21 protein-coding genes are annotated in these 24,641 nt (G+C 37.5%); 16 read left to right on the top strand and 5 right to left on the bottom strand.

What is annotated here, in order from left to right; genetic code table 11:
• Positions 1-67: 67 nt before the first annotated feature.
• The 6 genes from ACY650_RS12590 (at position 68) to ACY650_RS12565 (ending at position 10,882) form a co-directional block, all read left to right on the top strand.
• Positions 68-2,797: a putative LPS assembly protein LptD gene (locus ACY650_RS12590; protein WP_462247967.1), complete on the top strand. Its 2,730-nt coding sequence runs from the start codon at positions 68-70 to the stop codon at positions 2,795-2,797.
• A gap of 151 nt (positions 2,798-2,948) precedes the next feature.
• Positions 2,949-5,996: a SusC/RagA family TonB-linked outer membrane protein gene (locus ACY650_RS12585; protein ID WP_462247965.1), complete on the top strand. Its 3,048-nt coding sequence runs from the start codon at positions 2,949-2,951 to the stop codon at positions 5,994-5,996.
• 14 nt (positions 5,997-6,010) lie between these two features.
• Positions 6,011-7,375 carry a RagB/SusD family nutrient uptake outer membrane protein gene (locus tag ACY650_RS12580; RefSeq protein ID WP_462247963.1) on the top strand — a complete coding sequence of 455 codons (1,365 nt, stop codon included), beginning with the start codon at positions 6,011-6,013 and terminating at the stop codon, positions 7,373-7,375.
• Positions 7,376-7,435: 60 nt separating this feature from the next.
• Positions 7,436-9,847, top strand: coding sequence for a T9SS type A sorting domain-containing protein (locus ACY650_RS12575; RefSeq protein ID WP_462247962.1), 2,412 nt, complete (start codon positions 7,436-7,438; stop codon positions 9,845-9,847).
• On the top strand, positions 9,844-10,518 hold the full coding sequence (locus tag ACY650_RS12570; protein WP_462247960.1) for a hypothetical protein: 675 nt from the start codon (positions 9,844-9,846) through the stop codon (positions 10,516-10,518). The genes ACY650_RS12575 and ACY650_RS12570 overlap by 4 nt, the downstream gene beginning before the upstream one ends.
• Positions 10,511-10,882 (top strand): hypothetical protein, encoded by a 372-nt coding sequence (locus tag ACY650_RS12565; protein WP_462247958.1) that lies wholly within the window; start codon positions 10,511-10,513, stop codon positions 10,880-10,882. Before ACY650_RS12570 ends, ACY650_RS12565 begins: the two co-directional genes overlap by 8 nt.
• Positions 10,883-10,888: 6 nt before the next feature.
• On the opposite strand, the gene ACY650_RS12560 is transcribed toward ACY650_RS12565, so the two are convergent.
• Both ACY650_RS12560 and ACY650_RS12555 read right to left on the bottom strand, forming a co-directional pair.
• Positions 10,889-11,653: a helix-turn-helix domain-containing protein gene (locus tag ACY650_RS12560; RefSeq protein ID WP_462247956.1), complete on the bottom strand. Its 765-nt coding sequence runs from the start codon at positions 11,651-11,653 to the stop codon at positions 10,889-10,891.
• Between the two features lie 142 nt (positions 11,654-11,795).
• A complete protein-coding gene (locus ACY650_RS12555; RefSeq protein ID WP_462247954.1) occupies positions 11,796-12,248 on the bottom strand; it encodes a helix-turn-helix domain-containing protein in 453 nt (150 codons plus the stop codon).
• A gap of 345 nt (positions 12,249-12,593) precedes the next feature.
• Between ACY650_RS12555 and ACY650_RS12550 the strand changes: the two genes are divergently transcribed.
• From ACY650_RS12550 to ACY650_RS12535, 4 genes are all read left to right on the top strand, one after another.
• The gene (locus ACY650_RS12550; RefSeq protein WP_462247953.1) at positions 12,594-12,740 is read left to right on the top strand and encodes a hypothetical protein; all 147 of its coding nucleotides are present in this window, start codon (positions 12,594-12,596) and stop codon (positions 12,738-12,740) included.
• Between the two features lie 118 nt (positions 12,741-12,858).
• Entirely contained in the window at positions 12,859-13,446 is a 588-nt protein-coding gene (locus tag ACY650_RS12545) for an RNA polymerase sigma factor (RefSeq protein ID WP_462247951.1), read from the top strand.
• Positions 13,427-14,146: a hypothetical protein gene (locus ACY650_RS12540; RefSeq protein ID WP_462247950.1), complete on the top strand. Its 720-nt coding sequence runs from the start codon at positions 13,427-13,429 to the stop codon at positions 14,144-14,146. The genes ACY650_RS12545 and ACY650_RS12540 overlap by 20 nt, the downstream gene beginning before the upstream one ends.
• A gap of 42 nt (positions 14,147-14,188) precedes the next feature.
• Positions 14,189-15,295, top strand: coding sequence for a hypothetical protein (locus ACY650_RS12535; protein WP_462247948.1), 1,107 nt, complete (start codon positions 14,189-14,191; stop codon positions 15,293-15,295).
• A gap of 54 nt (positions 15,296-15,349) precedes the next feature.
• On the opposite strand, the gene ACY650_RS12530 is transcribed toward ACY650_RS12535, so the two are convergent.
• On the bottom strand, positions 15,350-15,835 hold the full coding sequence (locus ACY650_RS12530) for a hypothetical protein (protein WP_462247946.1): 486 nt from the start codon (positions 15,833-15,835) through the stop codon (positions 15,350-15,352).
• 96 nt (positions 15,836-15,931) lie between these two features.
• Between ACY650_RS12530 and ACY650_RS12525 the strand changes: the two genes are divergently transcribed.
• From ACY650_RS12525 to ACY650_RS12505, 5 genes are read left to right on the top strand one after another with little or no spacing between them, the layout of a single operon-like run.
• Entirely contained in the window at positions 15,932-16,867 is a 936-nt protein-coding gene (locus ACY650_RS12525; RefSeq protein ID WP_462247944.1) for an alpha/beta hydrolase, read from the top strand.
• A 7-nt stretch (positions 16,868-16,874) separates the two neighbouring features.
• Complete coding sequence (locus tag ACY650_RS12520) at positions 16,875-17,732, top strand: SPFH domain-containing protein (RefSeq protein ID WP_462247942.1); 858 nt, start codon at positions 16,875-16,877, stop codon at positions 17,730-17,732.
• A 2-nt stretch (positions 17,733-17,734) separates the two neighbouring features.
• Complete coding sequence (locus tag ACY650_RS12515; protein ID WP_462247941.1) at positions 17,735-17,887, top strand: hypothetical protein; 153 nt, start codon at positions 17,735-17,737, stop codon at positions 17,885-17,887.
• 11 nt (positions 17,888-17,898) lie between these two features.
• Positions 17,899-18,405 (top strand): hypothetical protein, encoded by a 507-nt coding sequence (locus ACY650_RS12510; protein WP_462247939.1) that lies wholly within the window; start codon positions 17,899-17,901, stop codon positions 18,403-18,405.
• On the top strand, positions 18,398-18,550 hold the full coding sequence (locus ACY650_RS12505; protein ID WP_462247937.1) for a type II toxin-antitoxin system antitoxin: 153 nt from the start codon (positions 18,398-18,400) through the stop codon (positions 18,548-18,550). Before ACY650_RS12510 ends, ACY650_RS12505 begins: the two co-directional genes overlap by 8 nt.
• A 35-nt stretch (positions 18,551-18,585) precedes the next feature.
• Here ACY650_RS12505 and ACY650_RS12500 read toward each other — a convergent pair whose 3' ends face one another.
• Positions 18,586-21,090 carry a M14 family metallopeptidase gene (locus ACY650_RS12500; protein ID WP_462247935.1) on the bottom strand — a complete coding sequence of 835 codons (2,505 nt, stop codon included), beginning with the start codon at positions 21,088-21,090 and terminating at the stop codon, positions 18,586-18,588.
• A gap of 120 nt (positions 21,091-21,210) precedes the next feature.
• On the opposite strand from ACY650_RS12500, the gene ACY650_RS12495 reads away from it, so the two are divergent.
• On the top strand, positions 21,211-23,439 hold the full coding sequence (locus ACY650_RS12495; protein ID WP_462247934.1) for a tetratricopeptide repeat-containing sensor histidine kinase: 2,229 nt from the start codon (positions 21,211-21,213) through the stop codon (positions 23,437-23,439).
• On the opposite strand, the gene ACY650_RS12490 is transcribed toward ACY650_RS12495, so the two are convergent.
• Complete coding sequence (locus ACY650_RS12490; RefSeq protein WP_462247932.1) at positions 23,440-24,513, bottom strand: 2Fe-2S iron-sulfur cluster-binding protein; 1,074 nt, start codon at positions 24,511-24,513, stop codon at positions 23,440-23,442.
• Positions 24,514-24,641 lie beyond the last annotated feature (128 nt).

Below are 24,641 nucleotides of genomic sequence, written 5' to 3'. Positions count from 1 at the left end.
ATAGTTTGGTCATAGTTCATTTTCAAAAAAGCGAGTTGGATTGAGGTGTCTCATTATACTTTTCTGTTTGATTCTTTCATTTTCTGCAAAATCGCAGGAAAATGACTCAACATCTGTACTTGCAGATGTTGATATTCCTCTGGCCGATAGTTTACTTATGAGCAGTGCTCTAGATTCAACAATCACTGACACTACTTCGATAAATTCGGCTAAGGAAAACAAAAGTGACATACAAACTACTATTAATTACAACGCGAAAGACTCACTTTTCTTCAATGTTAAGAGTCGTGAGCTCTTCCTATACGGCGAAACTCATATTGACTATGGTAGAGTTTCTTTAGATGCAGAGCGTACAGATGTCGATTGGAATAAACGAACCTTGAAAGCTAAATATGTAACAGATTCAACCGGTAAGAAAATAGGCAAACCTGTTTTCACTGAAGGTCCTGATGTATATGTTACGGACGATATAGTTTACAATTTCAAATCTGAAAGGGCATTAATCAAAGGAGTAATTACTGAGAAACAAGGTGGCTTCATGCACGGTGAAGATGTAAAGAAGAATGCTGAAGATGAATTATTTATAAAAGGGGCTGCTTACACGACTTGTAATCTTGAACACCCTCACTTTTCCATAAAATCTTCGAGATTAAAAGTAATACCCAACAATAAAGTTGTTTCAGGTCCATTCAACATGAGGTTTAGAGATGCGCCAACACCTATATTTTTTCCTTTCGGAATGTTTCCACAGCCGAAAGAAAAATCTTCAGGCATCATTGTACCTTCTTATGGCGAAGAACAAAGAAGGGGTTTCTTCCTAAGAAATGGCGGATATTATTTCGCTATAAGTGATTATGTTGACCTGAGACTTACCGGTGATATTTATTCAAAAGGAGGTAGTGGTGTTAACGCAGTATCAAACTACTTTAAGAGATATTCTTTCAGAGGGACATTTAATTTCTCATATACCAACTCTGTTTCTGATGATATTGAAAATCCTCTTGAAACCAATGATTATAGTATCAGATGGAATCACAGCCCAGAATCACGAGGGAATTCATCTTTTTCTGCTTCGGTAAATGCCGCTACGAGAACATTCACTCAAAATAATAACCTTGTAGTTCAAGATTTTAACAGGAGTATTAACTCGCAACTTGCATCTAGTATAAGCTACAGAAAAACATTTGTTGGGACACCTTTCAATATGTCTACCAATTTAAGGCATAGTCAGAATTTACAATCAGGCATTGTTAATCTGACGCTACCAGATTTGACGGTTAATATGAATAGGATTTATCCTTTTAAAAACGTAGTTAAGTCAAGTAAATCGCCATTATCTAAACTAAACTTCAGCCATAATTTGGTTGCTAGAAATGACCTCACAAACGATAGAGTAAGAAGTACAAGTTTTGAAGTAATTAATAGAGATGCGAGATCTGACTCAGTTATATCGTTTAATAGCAACAACTTCAATGAAATATTTAGAAGGTCACAGCTGGGTGCTAAGCATACCATTCCGATCTCCACCTCTCTAAGTATTCTTAAATATTTTACCATAAACCCTAGCTTTAACTATGAAGAATTATGGTATACCAAAGAACTTCAGTATGAATATATTGAAGCAGAAAATGGAGTTCGAATTGATACAGTAAGCGGTTTTAGTAGAGCAGGTAGTTGGTCCACGGGAGCTTCATTAAATACCCGAGTTTACGGAACCGTATTTTTCCCAAAAGGAAAAATACAGGCGATACGGCATGTTATGACACCGAGTGTATCATTCAATTATAGTCCTGATTTTTCAGACCCAAGATTTGGAGTTTATAGCGACTTAAGAATCGATGAAGAAGGCAACACTACCAGGGTAAGTAAATTCGAAGGCTTTGCTTACGGATCACCACCTGGAGGCGAGAGTAAGACATTAGGTTTTGCGCTCTCAAATAATCTCGAGATGAAAGTTTCAAGTAAAAAGGATACTGTAAATGGATTTAAGAAAGTCTCAATTTTCGACAATTTAGGTGTCAGTAGTGGTTACAATCTTGCTGCCGACTCATTCAAGCTTAGCAATATTAACTTCAATGCAAGAACCAGTTTTTTCGATGGTAAATTAAGTTTGAACGTTACTGGAACACTAGATCCATATGAATATTTACTTCTATCCGAGTCAACTAGTTCAAGTGGAGATAGAATAGTAACTCAGAGAAGATTGGATAGATTTACATGGAACAACGGGAATGGATTAGGAAGGCTGACTAGCTTAAATACTGCTATTAGCTTAAATCTTGCACCTGGTCGATCTTCAGGTAGAAGTAATGCTAACAGCACCAGCCCTATAACTAGTTTGGGACAAGTAGGTGATGACCTGGCTCCACCTGATGAAGATGTTGGGTTTGATGGTTTAACCCAACTGGAGCGACAACAACTTGACCACATTCAAAACAATCCTAATTTGTATGTTGACTTCAGCGTTCCATGGACATTGCGTATGCAGTATTCCATAAATAGAACAAAGGTCGGCTTCCAAGATCCTACTATCAGGCAGAGTTTTCAACTTAGCGGCACACTAGGCCTTACTGACAATACTCAAATCACATTTAATTCTGGTTACGATTTTGAAGCAAAAGACTTTACAACAACGCGGGTAGGTGTTTCTCGTGATTTGCACTGTTGGACGATGAACTTCGACTGGGTACCATTCGGAAGGTTCCAATCCTACTTTCTCTCTATAAGGGTAAAGTCCTCGATACTACAAGATTTAAAGCTTGAAAAACGAAGAAGCTTCTTCGATTTCTTTAACTAGAACTTTTTTCCAAAAATTGTAAAATAGCCTTAAAGACGCTTCTAGCCCTCAAATCCCTTACGATTTGTGGGCTTTTTTTTTACAATTATTTCGACTTTTTCACAGCTACTCTTACAGGTTTAAAATCATTTTTAACAAACAAATCATGCTTATGAAAAAGTTTTTCTTTTCATTGATTGTGTGCCTCTTTGCAGTAGTTCAAGTCTACGCTCAGAGGACGGTATCCGGTAAAGTCACCGATGATCTCGGTGAAGGTTTACCCGGAGTGAATGTGGTGATCAAGGGATCTACCACAGGTGTTACGACAGATATTGATGGTAACTATCGGCTACAGATCAATGATGGTGATGTGACTCTTACATTTTCTTACGTGGGTTTTGAAACACAAGAAGTTAATGTAGGAACACGATCCATAGTTGATGTAACTATGGGAGGGGTTACTGAACTCCAAGAAGTTGTTGTCACTGGTTATGGAGTCCAACAAAAATCTGATTTAACAGGTGCTATTGGACAAGTAAAAGGTGATGACCTACAAGATCTGCCGGTACCTGGCGTTGACCAAGCGCTTCAAGGTAGAGTAGCTGGTGTAAATGTAATATCAGCAAACGGTCAACCTGGTGGTGGTATTTCGGTAAGAGTTAGAGGAGCATCATCGATTAACTCTAACAATCAGCCACTTTATGTGATTGATGGTGTTCCAGTTGAAAGTTTTGACACCCAGTCTACCAATCAAGGTACTTTTGGAGGTTTTGGAGGTCAAACTGGTAACTCTCTCAACCAGATTAATTTCAACGATGTTGCCTCTATTGAAGTACTAAAAGATGCTTCCGCCACTGCAATCTACGGTAGTAGAGCTGCAAATGGAGTGGTTTTAATAACCACAAAAAGAGGTAGCGGAGGACAAGCGAAGATTAATGTTTCCTATACGAGGGGTGTATCTGAAGTCTTTGAGCTACCAAGTCTTCTAAATGCGGATCAATATGAAGAACTGCATAGAGAATCAGTAACTAATGCAGGAGGTACTCCGAATGATGCTTTCTATCGTCAGGCAGGCGATGAAACTAATACTGATTGGCTGGATGCTATTTTTAGAACAGCTGCAATCAGTCAGTTCAATGTATCTGCTTCTGGAGGAAATAACAATCTAAATTATTTCGTATCACTTCAGAATGACAATCAAGAAGGTACGATGCTTGGCACTGAGTTTAGAAGGACTACAGCACGTGTGAATCTTGATGCTCAGCTTTCAGATAAAGTTACATTTGGTACTTCCTTATTGTTTGGTAATACAAAAGACGAAATCCAATCAAATGACAACTTCATAATTGGTCCATATTTCAGTGCGCTTAGAACTAGGCCTGATCTTCCAATTTATAATGATGACGGAACGTTTGCCGCTACTAACCAATTCGACAATGCTGTAGCAGCTACAACTTATGAAAATGTATTTGTCAGCAATCGATTCTTAGGTTCATTTTACGCACAATACGAAGTGATCGATAACTTAATTCTTAAGGGAACGATCTCCTTAGATCGAGTAGCTGTTAATCGTGAACTATACTGGCCAAGCACTACCCTCGGTGGTACAATTTTTGGAAATGTGTTTATTGAAAGAGGTTTTGATGAGCAAAGAACTTTCAACAATACATTCACAGCCAATTATCAATTTGACTTAAATGAAAGTCACAGATTTAATGTTCTTGCTGGTGCGGAGTGGCAATTGGTTGATAGGGACCAGTTTTCAGCTTCAGCAGCTGGATTACCAAACGACATATTAAGAACACTAAACTCAGCATCGACTCCTAATAACGTTGATGGATTAAAGACCGAGTGGGGTCTTCAGTCATATTTTGGTAGAGTTAACTATGCTTACAACGATCGTTATCTAGCTACAGTGACAGTTAGAACTGATGGTAGCTCAAGATTTGGTGAAGATAATAGATTTGGGTTCTTCCCTTCTGTAGCAGTTGGTTGGAATGTAATGAACGAAGCCTTCTTTAATGTTGAAACGCTTAACAACCTAAAGGTTAGAGCTAGTTGGGGTATCACTGGTAACCATAGAGTTGGGGACTTTGCTTCTCGAGGTTTATTTGGTGGAGGTTTTTCATATGGAGGAAACCCTGGGACAGCTCCGAATCAAATTGCAAATCCTGAGTTGAAATGGGAAGAAACAGCACAATTGGATGTTGGCTTAGACTTTGGTCTTTGGGGATCTAGAATTAGTGGTTCCATTGATTATTACGTAAAAACAACAACTGATGTATTACTAATTGCTCCACTTCCAAGAACAACTGGCTTCAATAATGTAAACCAAAATATAGGTGAAATTGAAAACAAAGGAATAGAAATTGAACTTTCTGGTGACGTAGTTTATACCGACAATTTCCAATGGAACATTGCAGGTAACATTGCTTTCAACAGAAATAAAATCGTTTCGCTTGTAGATGAAAATGATATTCTAGCAACTGGATTCAATCAAAGTATTGTAAGAGTTGGTGAATCAATTGGAGCATTTTATGGACATCAGGTAGAAGGTATATTCCAAACACAGGATGAAATTGATGAGCTAAATGCTGCTTCTCCTACAGGTTTATATCAAGCAGCTGGTACATCACCAGGTGATTTAAGATTTCAGGACACGAATGGAGATGGTGTAATTACTGCTGATGATAGAGTGATCACTGGATCTGCGCAGCCGGACTTTATAGGTGGTATTACGAGTACTACTACGTACAAAGGTCTAAGCCTGACTGCGTTCTTCCAATTCTCACAAGGAAATGACATTATCAATTTGACTAACACAGAATCATTGATTTTTGAGGATGCTGATAATGTATCTACTCGTGTTCTTGACAGATGGACTCCAGATAACACAGATGCTTCACTACCAAGAGTGGTGCAAGGAGATCCAAATGATAACGCAAGAAACTCAAGCCTATTTGTAGAAGATGGATCATTCATTAGACTGAAAACATTACGTCTAGGATATTCTCTTCCAGAATCGCTTCTTTCAAATACATTCCTATCCAATGTGATTGTATTCGCTCAGGGTACTAACCTTTTGACTATTACAGATTATTCAGGAGTAGATCCTGAAATCAACACTTTTGGTCAAAATAACAGTACTGCACTTGGTGTAGATAATAGTACTTATCCAGGCGGTAAGACTTACACTTTCGGTGTTAAGCTAGGATTTTAAACTCGAAGAATATTATGAAAAATATATTAATAAAATTCACATACATAGTCGTTTTATTAGTTATGGTTACTTCGTGTGACCTCTATGATAATTTAGACACAGTTCCGGCTCAAAGTTTGTCGGATGCGACCGCTATTACCAATCCTAATGATGCAGAGTCTGCACTTACAGGTGCATATGCTGCAATGAACCAGGATGGTTATTATGGTAGAATGCATGTGATCTGGGGTGAAAATCAATTCATCTATTTAGGATCAAATGCTTCAACCACTAGAAATTCAACGTTTGATTCGGAAAATAATAATGTCAACCCAGTAGACAATACACTTTTGAACACGTGGGATGATATTTATGAAATGGCAGATAGGACTTCAAATGTTATTACTGCTGTAGAGCTTTTAGATGCGTCAACTTTTGCTGAAGGAAGGAAAAATGAACTTTTGGCTGAAGCTCACTTCTTGAGAGCTCTTGCTCATTTTGATGCGTTGAGATTCTTTGGAAGATTTTGGGAACAGGGTTCACCTGACGGAATTCCACTTAGGCTGGTTCCTGGTAACACTACAAACAAGGACCTTCCAAGATCTACAGTGGCTGAATCATATGCATCTATTGTTTCAGATCTTGACTTTGCAATAAATAATGCTCCCGATTTTTCATTGAGCTATCTTGTATCTGCTGATGCAGCAAGAGCATTGAGAGCAAGAGTAGCACTCTACATGGAGGATTATTCGACTGCAATTGATCTTGTGGATGATGTAGTTCCTAATTTCGAACTAGAGGCTAACTATGGAGACATTTTCGTTAACAGGCTCGCTTCTAGTGAATTGATTTTTGGAATGTTTGCTAATGCAACAGTGGAACAATCTGGTCATTCATTCTTTTTCATAAGTCAGGCAAACGGCGGTCGTCAAGATTATGCTCCAACTACAGCTTTCTTGAATCTTATATCGGGAGACCCTCGAGAAGCTTCAGTTGTGAATGCAATTCCTGAAGTACTTAAGTATCCAAATGTGAATACTCAAGATGATCCTACGTACATTATGCGTTTAGCGGAACTTCATTTCATTAAAGCAGAAGCTCTTGCTAGACAGGCATCACCTGATTTAGAGGCTGCTAAGGATGAACTATTTCTAGTTAGCGATCGCGTTGGATTACCAAGGTCAACTGCCACTTCCATTGCTGATTTCTTAGATGAACTTCAAGAAGAAAAAGTCAAAGAAATGGCTTTTGAGGGAAGTCATGCATGGTTTGATGCTATTAGACTAGGTAATGTTAGAACTCTTAAACCAAGTATCACTACAGACGATAGGTTAATACTGCCTATCCCTCAAACTGAAGTAGATACAAACGCTGCTTTAGAGCAGAACGATTCTTATTAAACAAACTCAGATTCTTAACTAAAAGGGCCTTTTTGGCCCTTTTTTTAACCGCTTTCATCAATGAAAAAATGGCATTTCATATTTTTCCTTATTCCCTACACATTAATTGCTCAACAAATTCAATTTCATCCAGGAGAAGAAACAATTTGTTATGCATCAAACAAAGTTGAAAACACTCATGTACCAGCTAAGTTGTTTTCAGCCAGACTTATCAGGATGACAGAACCAACATCACATATATCTGTAGCATATAATGGCTTTACAGAAGAAGCTCAAGCAGCCTTTCAATATGCAGTAGATATCTGGGCACGAACTATCACTTCTGAAGTTCCAATTCGAATTACTGCCAACTGGTCTCAATTAGGTTCAGGGGTACTAGGATCTGCAAGTGCTACAAGCACGGTAAGCAACTTTGAAAATGCTCCTGAAAAAGATGTCAGATACCCTCTTGCTTTGGCTGAGAAACTTGCTCGAAAACAATTGAATTTTGAGGCACAATCCGAAATTTCAGCAAATTTCAATAGCCAAATTGATTGGTATTATGGGACCGATGCAAATCCACCCTCGAATCAATTTGATTTAGTATCGGTCGTATTGCATGAGATTGGTCATGGTTTGGGTTTTTCAGCTTCTTTTGGGGCCAATGCGCAGTTGGCAGTTTGGGGGCTAGATAATACTGGCCAAACAAACATGCCTATCATTTATGATCTATACCTATTTGATCAACTAGAAAATCAACTTATTAATGAGAGTATCTATCCAAATAATTCAGAGGAGCTACTAGATGCAGTCACCAATAACAGTGTAGCATTCGGCAGTAATCTTGCCAGAAATACATATGGAACATTCCCTCCTATTTATGCTCCCAATCCATGGAATGGAGGATCTAGCATTTCTCATCTGGATGAAGCGGTATTTCCAGCTGGAAACGAAAATTCTCTTATGAGTCCACAATTTGGTCTTGGCGAAGCAATCCATTTACCGGGAGAAGTAACACAGGCAATATTCGCCGAAATGGGATGGGTACACACATTTTTGAATCATCAAGAGATTCTATTCGCCGAATCTCCGGATGAACCAATAAGATTTTTGCTCGATATTGAAAGTGATTCATCAATTATTAGCGAAAACATCATACTCATAGTGTCAGGAGATGAATTTTCAACAACTACATCCTACCCACTAAATGAAAGTTTGCTTAGCGAAATAACGTTTGAAGTAAACGTACCATATGACGACTTACCAGCAGAAACTCAATACTATTTTGAGTATACAAGTCCAGACGGCCGTCTATATCAATTCCCTAATGGCGGCTCCCTGAATGCTCTCTCTGTTGCAAAATCCCAAGACCTTGAAGCTCCATCTATCGCACATATTCCTATCAGCTTTATCACAGAAAGTGATGTCAACATTCAATTGCAAGCAAGCGACAATTTTGGCATTGATACAGCATATATAGAGTACAAAACTTCAAATTCAAATAATAGTCAATTTGCGGGTCTTAGCATGCTAGAAAATATCGAAAATGGCTTTGCATTTAGCAAGAGTCAACAAGATCTTGGTTTAAGCTTAAGCGACACCTTATTTTACCAAATACATGTACAGGATAAATCTATTAATGAAAATACCATCACGTTTCCTTCCGAAGGATTTTCATTTGCTAAAGTGATCGAAATAGGTGATCCTGTAGATTATTACGAATTGAGCTTTGACACACCCCAAGCCAGCGATTCACTGGAACTTATTAATCTCAAAATAGATAACCGAGAAGGTTTTAACTCGAATTCAATTGGAACCGAGCATCCTTATAGTAACGATGCTGAAGGTCTTGCTTCATTCATGCTAAAACATCCAATTAATCTGCAAGAATCGACAATGCTCTCATTCGAAGAAATTCTTCTTTCTCAACCAACCAGTGACTTCTTACTAATTGAAGGATCTCAAGATAACGGAGCGTCATGGACTCAAATAGGAGAAATAGCAGATGCCAGCAGCAATGCATCATGGTTGGAAAGATTTAACTCTACAGATAATCAGGATGGCTCTTTAGCAGTAGCTGATCCGTCTCTATATCGCAATCGAGAAATTATATTAATTGACGATAATCTACCATTCGCCATAAATGACAACCTACTTATCAGATTCTCCTTTATTGTTGATGGGGAATTCAATGGATGGGGAATTAGTATTGATAACATTCGTATCGGAGAACCTATCGTTTCCTCAGTAGCAGAAGAAAGTTCAATTGCGCTATATCCTAATCCGGTATTTGAAACATTAAATATCCGTATGCTGGATGAGAGGAAGCTTCGAATGAATATCCGAGAATTATCGGGAAGAACTATTGATCAAATCAATTTAGCTAAGAAACAAGTCTACTCTACTAGCAAACTGTTTCCAGGTATCTATATCGCAGAATTCATCGATAGCAATGGTGAAATCATTGACACTAAAAAGATCATTAAGAAATGAAACTCACGATAGCACTTATTATCAACCTTTTATTAATAAATATGACTTTGGCGCAAGAAAAAAAAGGGTTTGTAAATACGAGCCAAACTGCTGACAATATTGAATCTGGTAATTCGCTAAGAACGTTCGATGATAGATATAGTGGGATAAAGGGCCACCCATATATGTTTGAGGACGCGAAAAAAATGTGGTTAATAACCAAAAAATCAGACTCACTATTGATTAGCGGAAATATTAATTTATATGCTAAGGAGCTAATAATGATTCGTGGAGAAAAAGTGAAGGGCGTCATACCCCTAAAACAAGTCTCCTATTTCTTAATAGATAACAATAGATGGCAAGAACATACCGTAAAAGGTAAGAGCTATGTTATGACTCAAATTTATCGGTCTCCTAATATTCAGATTTTGATGTCTCATGAAAAAATATTGGAAAAAGCCGATTACACAGGTGCCTATTCCAGTGGACAAACACAAGATGAATTTAAATATAAGTCCACAATATGGGCTTATAACTTTGATGAAACTAAAGCATTCAAAATGAAAATTAGCGGGCTCTCTAAAATCTTCAATAAACCAGAAAAGGCGATAAAAAAAGAGTTAAAAGCAAAAGGGCTTAATATCAATGATGAATCAGACTATAACGCAATTTTTAAACTACTTGATGAATAGGTTAATATTAATAGCTTGGTTCATATTGATCTCATGTTCGAAGCATTCCTATGACTATTTGATTGAGGTTTACCCAGGTCAAATTCCATTAGGTACCAAATCCTTAATGTTTAGCGAAAAAGCAAATGAGATACATGTACAAGCGCTAGATACTTTAGATCAAAGTATTTATAATGAGAAAATCAATGAAGAATTAGCTTCCATACTTAAATCTTCTGTCATTGAAGATCAGTTAAAAATTCAAGCAATTGATCATCCAACCTTTGTTCTTATACACAATGAAAAGAAAATATTCATTGATTCAGAAAGTAAGCTTCATAAGAAACTTCTTGTACTACTTGATTCCATTAACCTCAGTCAATAGTCATTATTATTTCATCTGGGCAAAAAACTTCTTGGGACTAGTGTCTAGAAAGTATTTAAAGTCCTTAATAAGATGCGATTGATCATAATACCCACATAAATATGTAAGTTCTGTTAAGCTCTGTCCAGGGTCTTCTAAATAGGAATTAATGAAATAGTTAATCTTCTCAATCTTGCAGAACTCTTTTGGTGTCAGACCTACTTCTCTATTAAAGTGCTGCTCGAGCTTGGATTTGCTCACATTCAAGTTTGAATAGATTTCTTTTATTGAAGTTCGACCAAAAGATTCTTGGATTTGTTCAATTGAGTTTAGTATGGTGTCATTGTATTCGAACAAATCAATGGTTTGATGAAGTATCTCCTCTAAGACATCGCTTGCCATGTAGGTATCTTCATTTTCCCATGCTTGTATTAAGCTCTTTTTCTGACTAATTGAGAAATTAACTAATGAGATTCCGTTCGAAATTTCATTCAATCCATATGCAATCTTGTTGGCATACAAAGGATTAATTCTTACAATTAAACAAGAAGCATTATTGCATAATGATATGGAAGCACCTCTTCTTCTTGGCATAAAGAAATATCCATCTCCTTCTTTCAAGGTAATCGATCTAACACTTCCAATGCATTTGAATTCCACGTTTTTAAACGGGATATATATTTCTGCCATATTATTTGGCACAAGTAATTGCTGATTCTCAATGTTGCCAGTCATGTGGGTCATTCCCTCCACAATAGCAATTTTTTCTGTTAGTCCTATTTGAGTATACATATTGGTGAGATTTGTTTCAACCAAAACGTATTTCACAGCACTCCTACTTATTGATTTTCAGCTACATATGTAAACAATCATGATTCTTTATATAAAGGATCACGCTTTTTTACTTATTTAAAAAAATAGTATAGGGGATGGCCTAATTAGACTGTTTTACAGCGCGAAATTGCGTAGGAGACATACCTGTCTCACTTTTAAAGGCATTATAAAATGAAACCTTATTAGAAAACCCACATTCATCGGCTATAGCCTCTATGGTATAATGATCAAATTGACCTCCTGTGAGTAACTCTTTAGAATGCTCTATTCGAAATGAATTGATGAACTTATTAAAGTTGCCATTACTGAATCTATTTATTGAGCGTGATAAAAGTCTTTCATTTGATGAAATCTCTTTGGCTAGATCCGAAAGCTTTAAACTTTTATTGAGAAAATATTTTTCTCTTGAAACGACCTCAATTGCTCGATTAAAAATCTCACTTAGTTCATCCTCATCCTCCTTGAAAGTGGTTTGTTCTTGCGTTTTATTTGGGCGATATTTCGAATACCATATTAAAGCAATACATACTAAGGTTAAACCTATTGCAATCATTATCCAATTCACTTTCAGTCGGTCGTAGTTGTTATTAAAACAAGCTTTAAAGCTAACAACCCTCATTCGTGAGAAAAATCTTCTTTTTTACAGTTAGCCAGTTTCAACCTTTTTTACAATTATCAAAATCGGACTGCCTATATCCTTGTATTCCTCTTCATACTTAACAGAGGGGCTTAGGTTTATTACCTGACCCCTCTTTTTTTTGTGTGGTTGCAAATCAGATTAGATTATTCAAAGAATACTATTTAACAATTCCTAGTTATTTAAGGTTGAATCAACAGAAATACTTTTTTATCGTTGAAAAGTGTACATTTGAGAGACCATCAGCTATAGTTAAAACACATGGAACAGAAGAAAAGAGACAACTGGCTCAATTTCAAAAACATTATCCACTATGCTTTTGATGATATGTGGAGGAGCATGTGGCAATTTCTTTTGAAGAGACAAAATAGATTTCATCGACATCATGTCCACCATGACCATGAGTAACAAATCGAATAGGAAATAAATAAGAAGTCGGCTTTTTGCCGACTTTTTTTGTTTTAAATAATTTCACCCGTGCAACCATTAGCATTTTAGCTGCATCTACCCCATGAAGGTCAAAACCATGCTGAGAATTAATAAGTCACTAACCGAAGAAGAATTACTCGAAGGCTGCCGTAAAGGCAAGGCCTCTTCGCAGCGTGGTTTATATGATCGCCTAGCTCCTAAAATGTTAGGAGTATGCCTCAGATACATTAAAGATCGCGAAGAAGCAGAGCATGTAATGATTGGAGGCATAGTAAAGGTTTTTGAAAAGTTGGATCAGTTTAAAAGTGAGGGAAGCTTTGAAGGTTGGGTAAGACGCATTCTTGTGAATGATTGTTTGATGTATATCCGGAAAAATCGGAATATGTCACTTCAAACGGACATAGAAAATGCCACAGACAGCCCAAACTTAAGTGTAATGGAAGATGCACTAGATCAAGAGGATTTACTTAAGCTGATTGGAGAACTACCTGTTGGGTATAGAACAGTTTTTAACCTCTATGCGATAGAGGGATATAGTCACGCAGAGATTTCGAAGCAACTGGATATCAGTGAAAATACTTCTAAATCTCAACTGAGCAGAGCCAGAAAATGGTTGCAAACCAGACTGGCAGAAATGGAAAACGAACTAGAAAATAAGATTACAAATGGATCAACAAAAAATTGATCGGTTATTTAGAGAAAAACTAGGCCACATGGAGGCAGCACCTTCATCAAAAGCCTGGTCTCAGGTTGAAAAACAAATTCGACCAAAGAATACCCCTGTTGTATACTGGGTAGCTGCCTCAGTGAGTTTATTATTCATTTCATGGTTTGTTTGGCCCGTGAATTCAGAAGATAATTTTTCTCCAATAGCCTTAGAAGCTAATTATCCAGTGAATCAGCAGGTAATCAATTTCGAATTGCCGGTGATAAAACCAAAAGCGGATGAGAATCCAATGAAAAATTCATCTAAAAATAAGGTTTACAAGGTTCAACCAAAACCTCAAACTTATACACAGGTTGCTGTTGCCAATGACATTGAAATTATTGAACCAGAAATCGAAAAAGATGTAGCACCTGAGATAATGGATATTGAAACCAAATCAGCAGTGGCTGAAGCTGAAGTTGAAAAACCCGTGATCTTGGACGAAGTAAAAGAAGCAGTTGATGAACCGTCTTTTAGGACAGTAAAAATCACATATATCGCATCTTCAGAAAAGAAGATTGAAGAAACTCAAAAGAATGACTCAACTGGAGTTTTGAAGAAATTCATTGCTCTTACAGGAAAGTTAGCTCCGGGAGATATGTTAGCTGACATTAAAACAGCAAAGGACAATCTGCTAAATGGTGGATTGAAGAATAAAAAGGAACGAAGCTCATTATAAAAGACTAAGGAAATGAAAACGATAGATAAAAAATATAGAAGAATGAAACCACTGTTTACACTATTGGCACTCATACTGATATTCCCAGCAACTGCCTCAAGTACTGATCTCGTTAGAGGTAAGCAGGACACAGTGATCATAGAGTTGAATAATAATAGTAAGATCGTGATCATAACCAAAAGCAGAGAAGATCTTGCTTCATTAGAGAACTACGATATCAATCAGATGGTAAGGGATTTAAATGATCAGCTTTCTGACAGCGTCGAATACATGGAAATCCAGGATGGTAAGGCGTATGTAAATGAGGATGAAGTAGAAATGAAAGATTGGAAAATCAGTGATGATGAAGTTAGAATTAAACTTGGAGGAGTAGAAGTTGATGTTGATCCGGATGAAATGGATGATTGGGATGAGGATGATTGGGGAGATCGAAAAAAAGTAACATATGAAGCTGAAAGAGTAGACAAAACCACGCATCACTTTAATATTGATATTGGACTAAATAACTGGCTAGAGGATGGAAGTTTCCCTGAAGGAAATTCACCATATACCGTTAAATCCTTCGGATCATGGTATGTTGGGCTAAATAGCACGAATAGAACGTGGGTTGGAGGACCTCTCTTCCTCGAGTGGGGAGTTGGAATCAGCTGGTATAATTGGAAACTTCAAGATCCAGACTACATCATTGAAGAAGGCGCAAATGAAATAGAATTTAACCTAGCACCAGCAGGTCAAAATGGTAAGAAAAGTAAGCTAACTGCATCTTACATCAATGTGACGGTAGTTCCAATGTTTGACTTCTCAAAGGGGAGAAGAAAAATTACTAGCATTGAATCGGGCGGCATTCGAATTAAAAAATATTCTCGTAAAGGATTTAGATTCGGTGTTGGTGGATATGCAGGTTATAGAATTGGAAGTCACACTAAATTCAAGTACAAGGAAGATGGAGATCGTGAAAAAGACAAGGAAAGAGATAATTTCTTTCTTGAAAACTTTAGATATGGAATTAGAGCTCAGATTGGATGGAAAGGCGTAGAATTGTTTGCTAACTATGACTTAAATGATGTTTTCTCTGCAAATAGAGGCCCAATAAATGCCGATGGAGAAAATGCAAATCTTAGTGCCATAAGCTTTGGGATAACCTTATAAATTCTAATCACTACTATCACCTAAGGCGTCTGCACAAGCAGACGCCTTTTTTAATTAATTGCTATGCATCATTTCTCGCTCTTCTTTGGTTACTCTCAACTCCCTTACGAACTTATCTTCAGAGGGTCTTAGAAACGAATATTGTATTAGAATAGCGAAATAGGAAATAACAAATACAAAAGAAGGTTTTATCCACATTGCTCCAGCGGCTAGGAGTCCAGCCACAGCTAGAATTCCATATTTCAATAGGCTACGTTTTTTGAACTCACGCATTTTCTCTGAAATCGAGGAGTTGTCGTCTATTCGATACATCACCTTTTCTCCTTTCCAAACATACCAGCTAGCATATGCAATAATCCAAATCAATTGCGCTAGAATTATAAACGACGGACTACTAGAAAACCCCTCAACCTTATTAGCACTAGAATCCCACTCCAGGAAAAGAAGTGCAAATGGCACCAATGTTAGCGCTATTATCCCATGATAAATCTGATACATCATGTGATGAAAATCCTTCCACTCATTAGGTTTTAATTCCATTTTGTAAAGGAACCAAAATTTCCGGAACACAACCATTTTGAAAATAACATCGTATATTACAATGATATCATTTTAATATCATTCAATTATTTGATTATGAAAACGTTTACTTCACTTATAATAATACTCACGTCTATTACTGCGAGTGCACAGTCTTTCAAGGAAGAATCTGTATCAAATGGGTCGCTAAATGGAGCATTAACTACTCCTACTAAAGGAAAAATAAAAACAGCCATATTAATGATCTCTGGCTCTGGCCCTACTGATAAAGATGGAAATAGTGCTTTAGGTTTAAATAACAATTCATTAAAGATGGTCGCCGAACAATTTTCTGAAAATGGTTTTGCAGTGCTGAGATATGACAAACGCGGCATAGCAGGAAGTCAGGCAGCTGTAACGGATCCACTAAGTGTCAGGTTTGATCACTTTATTGATGACGCTAAAAGTTGGCTAACCTTTCTTTCAGAAAAAGGATACAACGAAATTGTCATTGTTGGGCATAGCCAAGGATCTCTGGTTGGGATGCTAGCAGCTCAAAATAATCCAAATGTAAAAGCATTTGTTTCGCTCTCTGGACTTGCAGAAGATGCTGGTGAAGCAATAGTGAGACAACTAGCTGCTCAATCACCGGTTTTGGAAGAAGACGCTAGAGTAAACATTGATTCACTCAAAGAAGGCTATACTGTAAAAGAATACAACCCTTTTTTAGCGTCAATATTTGGTCCTCAAATTCAACCATTTTTAAAATCATATATCGCATATACACCCACCGAAGAAATAAAAAAACTAGACATCCCGGTGTTAATTGTAAATGGCACAACGGATTTGCAGATTGATATGCCACAAGCTAATAGTTTGAAAGAGGCTTATCCAGAAAGTGAGCTTTTGATCATCGAGGGAATGAATCATGTCTTAAAAGATGCACCTGCAAATGATGTAGCAGCCAATGCAGCCACATATAATAATCCTGATCTGCCATTAAGCGATGGCCTGATTTCTGGGATGGTTCAGTTCATTAAAAAACTTAAATAATACGACTATGCAATCACAAGAAAAAAATCATACTCCTGCCTCTGGTTACCTAGCACTGTTTGTAAACTTTGCTCTTCTAGGGACTTTTATCGCCATGGTTTCAATCACTCAACAACCAATATGGCTGTTATTGTTACTTCCATGGTTGATCATGATGCCAGGCTTCTTTTACGTAAACCCAAATGGGTCTAGGGTGTTAGTTCTTTTCGGTAAATACATCGGGACAGTACGCGAAAACGGATTTTACTGGGTAAATCCTTTTTATGTAAAGAAAAAAATAAGTCTGAGAGCCCGAAACTTCGACAGTGAACGCATCAAAGTAAATGATAGCATTGGTAACCCTATTATGATATCAGTAATACTAGTATGGCGCGTAAAAGATACTTTTTCAGCTGCATTTGAGGTTGATGATTATGAAAACTTTGTGAGAGTTCAAACAGATGCTGCCGTCAGAAAATTAGCAGGAAGCTATCCTTACGACAACTTCGACGATGAACAAGCAGACGTCACTTTGCGCTCAGGGATTAAGCAAGTCAATGAAGATCTTGAAAAAGAGCTAGATGAGAGATTAGCCATAGCTGGAATTGAAATATTAGAAGCAAGAATCGGTTATCTCGCATATGCTCAAGAAATAGCAAGTGCTATGTTGAGAAGACAGCAAGCTACTGCTATTGTGGCGGCACGTCATAAAATTGTTGAAGGCGCGGTAAGCATGGTTGAAGCAGCACTTGAGCAGTTAAAAGAGAAAGAAGTCATTGAACTTGACGAAGAACGCAAGGCGGCAATGGTAAGCAACCTAATGGTTGTATTATGTGCTGACAAGGATGTATCACCAGTTGTAAATTCTGGAACCTTAAATCATTAAAAATGAATAACTATAGGTTTTTAAAGCAAAAGGCTTTTGAAAAGATTGACAAGTTCGAAAAACGAGTTAATGAAGCTACAGGACAAGGTTGGAAGATTCATGGATTCACTAGTGATCATGGATCAATCACGGTACTACTGGAGCGAGAACGATAAAATACAAGATCATGAAAGGGAAAATATTTTTTAAAGAAGAGCAAAGTTTCGTGGGTACATGGACATGGTATCTTGTAATTGGAATTGCAGTTTTGTCTGTTGGAGGTACCGGAGTAGGACTATTTTTTACGAATGATGCTGAAGGAATCATAGGCTTAATTATAGCAGCCATAACTACCGGAGGAATTATCGTGCTTTTCTATACCTCTAAACTCCAGGTATCGATGGATCAAGACAGTTTATACTATCGCTATCCTCCATTTGTTAGCGCTGAAAAAAAAGTAACAAGTGATGATATTAAGGAAATATATGTTCGCAAGTACAAGCCAATTGGCGAGTATGGTGGGTGGGGTTATAGGTTTAGATTTCGTTCAGGAAGAGCAATGAATGTCTCAGGAGATGTTGGTGTGCAATTGGTATTCAAGAATGATAAAAGATTATTAATAGGCACACAAAAGCCTGAAGCAATGAGAGAAGCTGTGAGGAGATTGAAAGAAAATTGGGGAATAGATGGCTAAGAAAAAACCATTTGCACTGCGTTTAAATGAGGACACTATGAAAGCCCTTGAAAAATGGGCTGCAGATGAATTCCGATCGACTAACGGTCAAATAGAATGGATCATCCATAAGGCTCTCAAAGAAAATGGTCGATTAAAAGATTAAAAAAAGCCAATCATCTGATTGGCTTTTTTAGATTTTTATTGTCCTACAAAGAACATGGCGTTGACCATGAGTAGCTTTCCATTTTGCCAGAAAGATCTAAACAAAGGATTGTCAACTATATGTACGATTTGTCCCCTACCTCTATTCTCAACTCCAAAAACTAAGGTCTCTGACATATCTTCTTTCGCATATTGACCTGCAAATCCACTCAATAGATCATCTTTTCTAACTACGACTCCAACATTATTACCATCCAAATATGCAACCTTGCTAGACCCAGTTTTGAGTGTATAGTAGATATCTCCATAGCCAAACCCTAAAGGGTGTGATCTATCCATTTTTACTTTATAAATAGCTCCTGGCGCAAACCCTTTGATGAATTCTCTCTCCCTATCTTCATAAGACACCATTCTAGCATCCTCACTCCTTTTTTCTCTAAGCTCTTTATGTACCTTCTCGGCTGCATCATCTTTGTATGAGGACAAGGAGGAATAGTCCGTATCTTTTAGTTTGTTTAGTGCACCTTCCACTGCAATAAGTTTACCACCAGACGAAACCCATTGCATCAATTTGGTCATCTCAGCCTCTCCAAAATCTCCATATCTTCCACTTTGCATAATTAGAACATTATACTCTGAAAGATCTACTCTGTTAAAGTAATCAGTGCCCAAAATACTTACTGGATAACCTAAGTCTTGCTCCATAAAGTGCCAAGTAGCTCCAAACGCAAGTGATGATGTTCCTTCTCCGCCAAGAAGCGCAATCTTAGGTTTTTTCAGGTAGCGTATATCTGATGATCCAATATCAGGGCCGGCATCCATAAATCCAGTTTGGATGGTAGTCAATGATCTTTCATATTCATTGGCAAGCTTGATTATCACGCGTTCAAAATTCGTAATTGACTTATTGTCTCTTTTCGCAATAATCAAACTTCCTCTTTCAAACGATTCACCTTTATATGTAATTGGTTTCTCACTAAATCTAACTTTGATATCCGCCTTTAACAGAGCCGCAAGAAATCTAGCATCATCCATACTGTTCCATTTTCCAATAAACGCATATGCTTTATTTGGAGGTTTAATAATCGGTTTGCTTGTTTTTTCTACTGCACTCACCGATACCATCTGCTTTGTTGCATATGCTTGAATTCCATATGCATATGGAACGCCCCATGCTGTAATATCATAAGTCACTGAATCTACCAGTTTCGTCTTTGGTTCCATTAGGATATGAGCCAATGTAGCTTTAGGTTGATTCATGGTTATAACAAGGTCATCTTTACCTACAGAAAAACTGGATTCTCGCCCAGTTCGATAATCATACCCCTTTAATCCTTTGATTCCAGAAGCGCTTCCATACGAAATGCCTTGATCATCGAGCCAACTTTTAAGCGCATTAAACTTATCCTTATTTCCATCAAATTTTAATACGAAAGATTTGTACTTCAATGAAGGCTTATCTCCAAAAAAGCTACTAAACTGATCAAGTAGTTTTTGGGCGTTATTTACTGAAACTTCAATTGTCGATAATCCAGAAGTATGGTGATGAGCAATTCGATCTTTTAGTGTTAGCGTATCACCTTCCTGTTTGATAATTCCAAGACCTGCTCTTCCATGACCAGCTTGTTCATAGGTCATCCCGATAGCTCCATTATAGGTTGGGTATGTATCTCCGTAGCTTGGATATAGAAGATCAAAAAATTGCTTTGTGAAGTAAAACCAATTGTTTTCATCAAAATACTTTGCATGATTTTTCCCAATCTCCGTTTGAAAATCTCGTTGAAATTGTGTGATTAGTTCATGAAAAGGTTGAGCAGCAGGAGCAAAATAGTATGGAGAATTAATGCCTTGCTCATGGAAATCTACATGTATTTGAGGCAACCATTGATTATAGACCTTTATCCTACTTTTCGTCTCAATTTGGGTCTGCCAAGCCCAGTCTCTATTCAAATCGAATAGATAGTGATTTGGTCGGCCACCAGGCCATGGCTCGTTATGCTCTATTGCATTTGGGTCAGGATTGTACGGTTGGCTTGCATTTTGCCAGAAAAAGTTAGCATACCTGTCCCTTCCATCAGGATTTAAACATGGATCTATTATCACTATGACATTTTCAAGCCACTCGCTTTTATTAGATCCAGGTTTTATAAGCTCATAAGTGGTTGCAATTGCTGCTTCAGTTGCTGATGCCTCATTACCATGCACGTTATAGCTAAGCCAAACAATTGGAACGTTGGTTTTCGGGGTGCCTTCTTCTATACCAGCGCGCCTTAAGTTATCCAATCGGAGCTCTTCCAGATTCTCTAGATTCTGCTTAGAGGACACAATTGCAAGTAGCAAAGGTCTGCCTTCGTAAGTTTTACCATATTCAATGAGTTTGACATTTTCTGAATTTTCAGATAAATGTTCATAATAATCAACGACTTGATAATGTCGTGAAAACTTATCGCCAAGCTCATATCCCAGAAAACTTTTTGGACTTTCAACTTGAGCAAATATTAGGGTCGGAATTGTCAGTAAAAGGCTATACAGTAATTTCATTCATTCATCATTTGAATGGCCAAATTACATCGATAAAGTCGATCAACAAACCGAAAAGTGTTGGACGGCACTTCAAATCACCACTTCTAAAGCGTATATTTGATATAATGGCTTAAACCCATGATTAAAATCAACCACCTATTGCCCCTTGTATTCCTACTTGGCCTGAATAGCCTATTTGGTCAAGAGAATAGTCTTGATAGCCTGCAAAATGCGCTAGAAGATGCTGAAGTTGATACATCAAAAATTAACATACTTATAGAATTAGCCTATGCAGCTGATAAGCCAGAACAACAACTAGCATACGCCAGACAAGCATTCCAAATTGGACTGAATGTAGAATCGATCAAACATAAAAGCAGATCGGAACTAATAACAGGAATTTTCTACGCTACAACTGACCTAGACTCGGCCACCTCTCTTATGCGGAGTGGTGGCGAAAGGTACATCGCAAACGATATGATTAAATATGCTGCGAATGCATACTTCATTACAGGAGTAACCTTTGAGATAGAAAATCAGCTAGATTCTGCGATATCTTCATACACAAAAGCCTATGAGCTTGCCGAAAAAAGTAAAGCACATCCTGAATTCGGCAATTCTGCTTATGCCTTGGCGAACATTTTAAATAATCGAGGAAAAAATGCAGAAGCTCTCAGCTGGGCTAATAAAGCAAGGTCTGCGTATGAATTAGGTGGATTAGAACTTCAAATGGGTCAAGCTCTCAACCAAATTGGGATTATATACGACCAAAAAGGCCTATTCTCTGAGGCACTTGACAACTATTTAGAAGCTCGAGATATAGCAGTAAAGACTGAGGATATTGCCGGAGAAATTCTCATCAGTAATAATCTAGGTGTCATTTATGATAACATGAATAATTCTGAAATGGCTTTGCAGTACTATAGCAACGCTCTCGAGAAGACTAGAATGCATGACATGAAGGATAGTGAGGCGACACTCCTAAACAATCTTTCTTACATACATCTTAGAAATGGAGACACGCTTAAAGCAATTGATCTATTGAAGCAATCCCTGTCTATTGATCTTACTGAAATATACCCCTGTTTTGAAAGTTATCCGCTGGAAGGATTAGGCTCCATTTACGTTTCCATTAACAAACTTGATTCTGCAGAACAATTATTAAATCGAGCACTTAAAACATCGTCAGAATGTGAAGATATTGCAGCTTTGGCATCCATTCATAAGGATTTTGGACAGCTTTATTCAAGTAAAGGTCAGCCAAGGCGAGCAATTAAATCATTTGATCAGTCTTTGAAAATAAGTAAGGAATCTAACCTTAGATCGGATTTTAAAGAAGCACTATTTGAGTATTATAAATTCCACAAGAAATATGGAAATACACTCCAAGCAATGAAATATTTGGAGGAATATCAGGTGCTTACAGATTCCATTAATAAAGAAAACAACATTGAAAAGGCTACTCAGTTAGCTGCTGAATATGAATTCCGAAAGCAGGTTGCTGAAATGGAACAAGAACGAGAAGAATCTGAACGAAGATTTACTGAAGAAATTGAAGCCAAGTCTTTTGAAAACAAACTCGTTCTCTTGGCTTTGGTGCTTTTTATCTTGCTGGGTATAACAATGGCACGTTCTTATTATCTTATTCAAAGACATAATAAGAAGCTAAAGTGGTTGAATGACGAAAAGAACAAGTTGATGGGGATTGTGGCCCATGACCTTAGAAATCCTCTGAATATGATCATTGGTCTTATTACCCTATTTAAAGATTCCGCTAAAAATCATGGTGATAAAAATCTAGAAAAATACACAGAGTTGCTTAGTGCATCTTCTGAGCGAATGCGGAATATGATTGATCGAGTACTTGACATCAGTGCTATTGAGAATATGAAGGTCAACCTAAAGTTGGAAAGAACTAACCTATCTTCATTGACATATGAATCCATTCACAATTTTGATATTATCGCCGCACAGAAAGAAATAGAAATAATAGACGGCATAGATAAGTCCAAAGAATGTTTTTCTGAGGTAGATCCCAGTTACTTAGTGCAAGTAATTGACAATCTTCTTTCCAATGCAATCAAGTTTTCAGAGCGAGGTAAAAAGATTGAAATCTCGCTTCTTTCTGACAACAATCATCATGAAATCATTGTGAAAGATGAAGGACCTGGAATAAGCGATGAAGAACAGAAAAGTATATTTCAGGCGTATACAACACTTAGTTCTAAGCCAACAGAACAGGAAAAATCAACTGGGCTTGGATTATCAATTGCGCATAAATTTATCGAGGCGATGGGTGGCAAGATTGAATGCCACAGTAAACCTGGACAGGGAACTTCTTTCAACTTAATTTTTGAGAAGGCTTAGTTAACCCATCTCAACTCTTACTTTATCAGTAAGCGGTTTTCCTACACAAGTTAAGACGTATCCCTCATCCAATTCATCTTGTGAAAGTCCTTCAGCTTCGTCAATACTTATCTGACCTTCTACACATTTACCTCTGCAGGCAGTACACAGACCGCTTTGACATGAATAAGGCATATCAAGATCATTGTCCAATGCAGTATCCAGAATAGAAGCGCTTTTCTTTACTGTGATTGAATACTCTTCACCATCCAGAAGAATGGCTACTTCACTTTCCGCGCCGGCTCCTTTGTCTATAATCTCTGCAGGAGAAGTTTTCCCAGCCTCAAAGCTCTCCATACGAATCGCGGCCTTCTTAATTCCAAACTTTTCAAGACCGGTTGAGACTACATCCATCATTGGTTGAGGTCCGCAAATGTAAAATTCGGTTTCTCCTCCAGCTGACACTTGAGTACAGATCTCACCAATCATCTCAGGAGTTGGTCTGCCGTTGAAATCTGCATCTCCCTCTTCAAGAATATGAATAGCTTTAAATCTGCCCGCATATTGTTTCTCTAGATCATTTATCAAATCATTAAAAATGACAAACTCTTGAGTTCTGTTCCCATAAACAAGTGTTGTGGTACTTTCCGGTTCTTTCAAAAGGATAGATCGGATTATTGACATTAGTGGTGTAATACCGCTGCCCCCTCCAAAAAATACTGCATTACGCTTGTTAGAGCCATCATAAGACGTTGTAAACATCCCCATTGGCTCCATGATCTCCAATTGATCTCCCGCTTGAGCATTATCATTCAAATCATTGGACATCGCCCCACCTTCAACTCGTTTAACAGTGACTGCAGGATTTTCGTCTTCAAACGGTGTGGTACATAAGGAATACGCCCTTCTTATTTTCTTACCCTCGACTTCCTTGATAATTGTAATAAATTGACCAGGCTCGTATTCCAGAGACTCAGGTTTTTCAAAAACAAGGTTCACCGCATCCTTTGCTACATTAACTACTTCTTTGATAGTAAGAGTTTGATATCTATCGTCTTTCTTTTTCTTGTTTTTCTTGAATAATGAAAATGCCATGTTGTCAATTTTAAGGGCGCAAAGATAATTCTCCTTTAGAGGTCAGGCAAGTAAACATGTTGAGGTACTTTTGTGTTCCTTTTTATCGAATATAATTTCATGAAATGAGCATGATTATCGAAAATGCT

Source organism: Ekhidna sp. (genome assembly GCF_963691765.1).
In the GTDB taxonomy this organism is placed as follows: domain Bacteria; phylum Bacteroidota; class Bacteroidia; order Cytophagales; family Cyclobacteriaceae; genus Ekhidna.
This window is presented reverse-complemented; position numbering and strand designations above follow the sequence as displayed.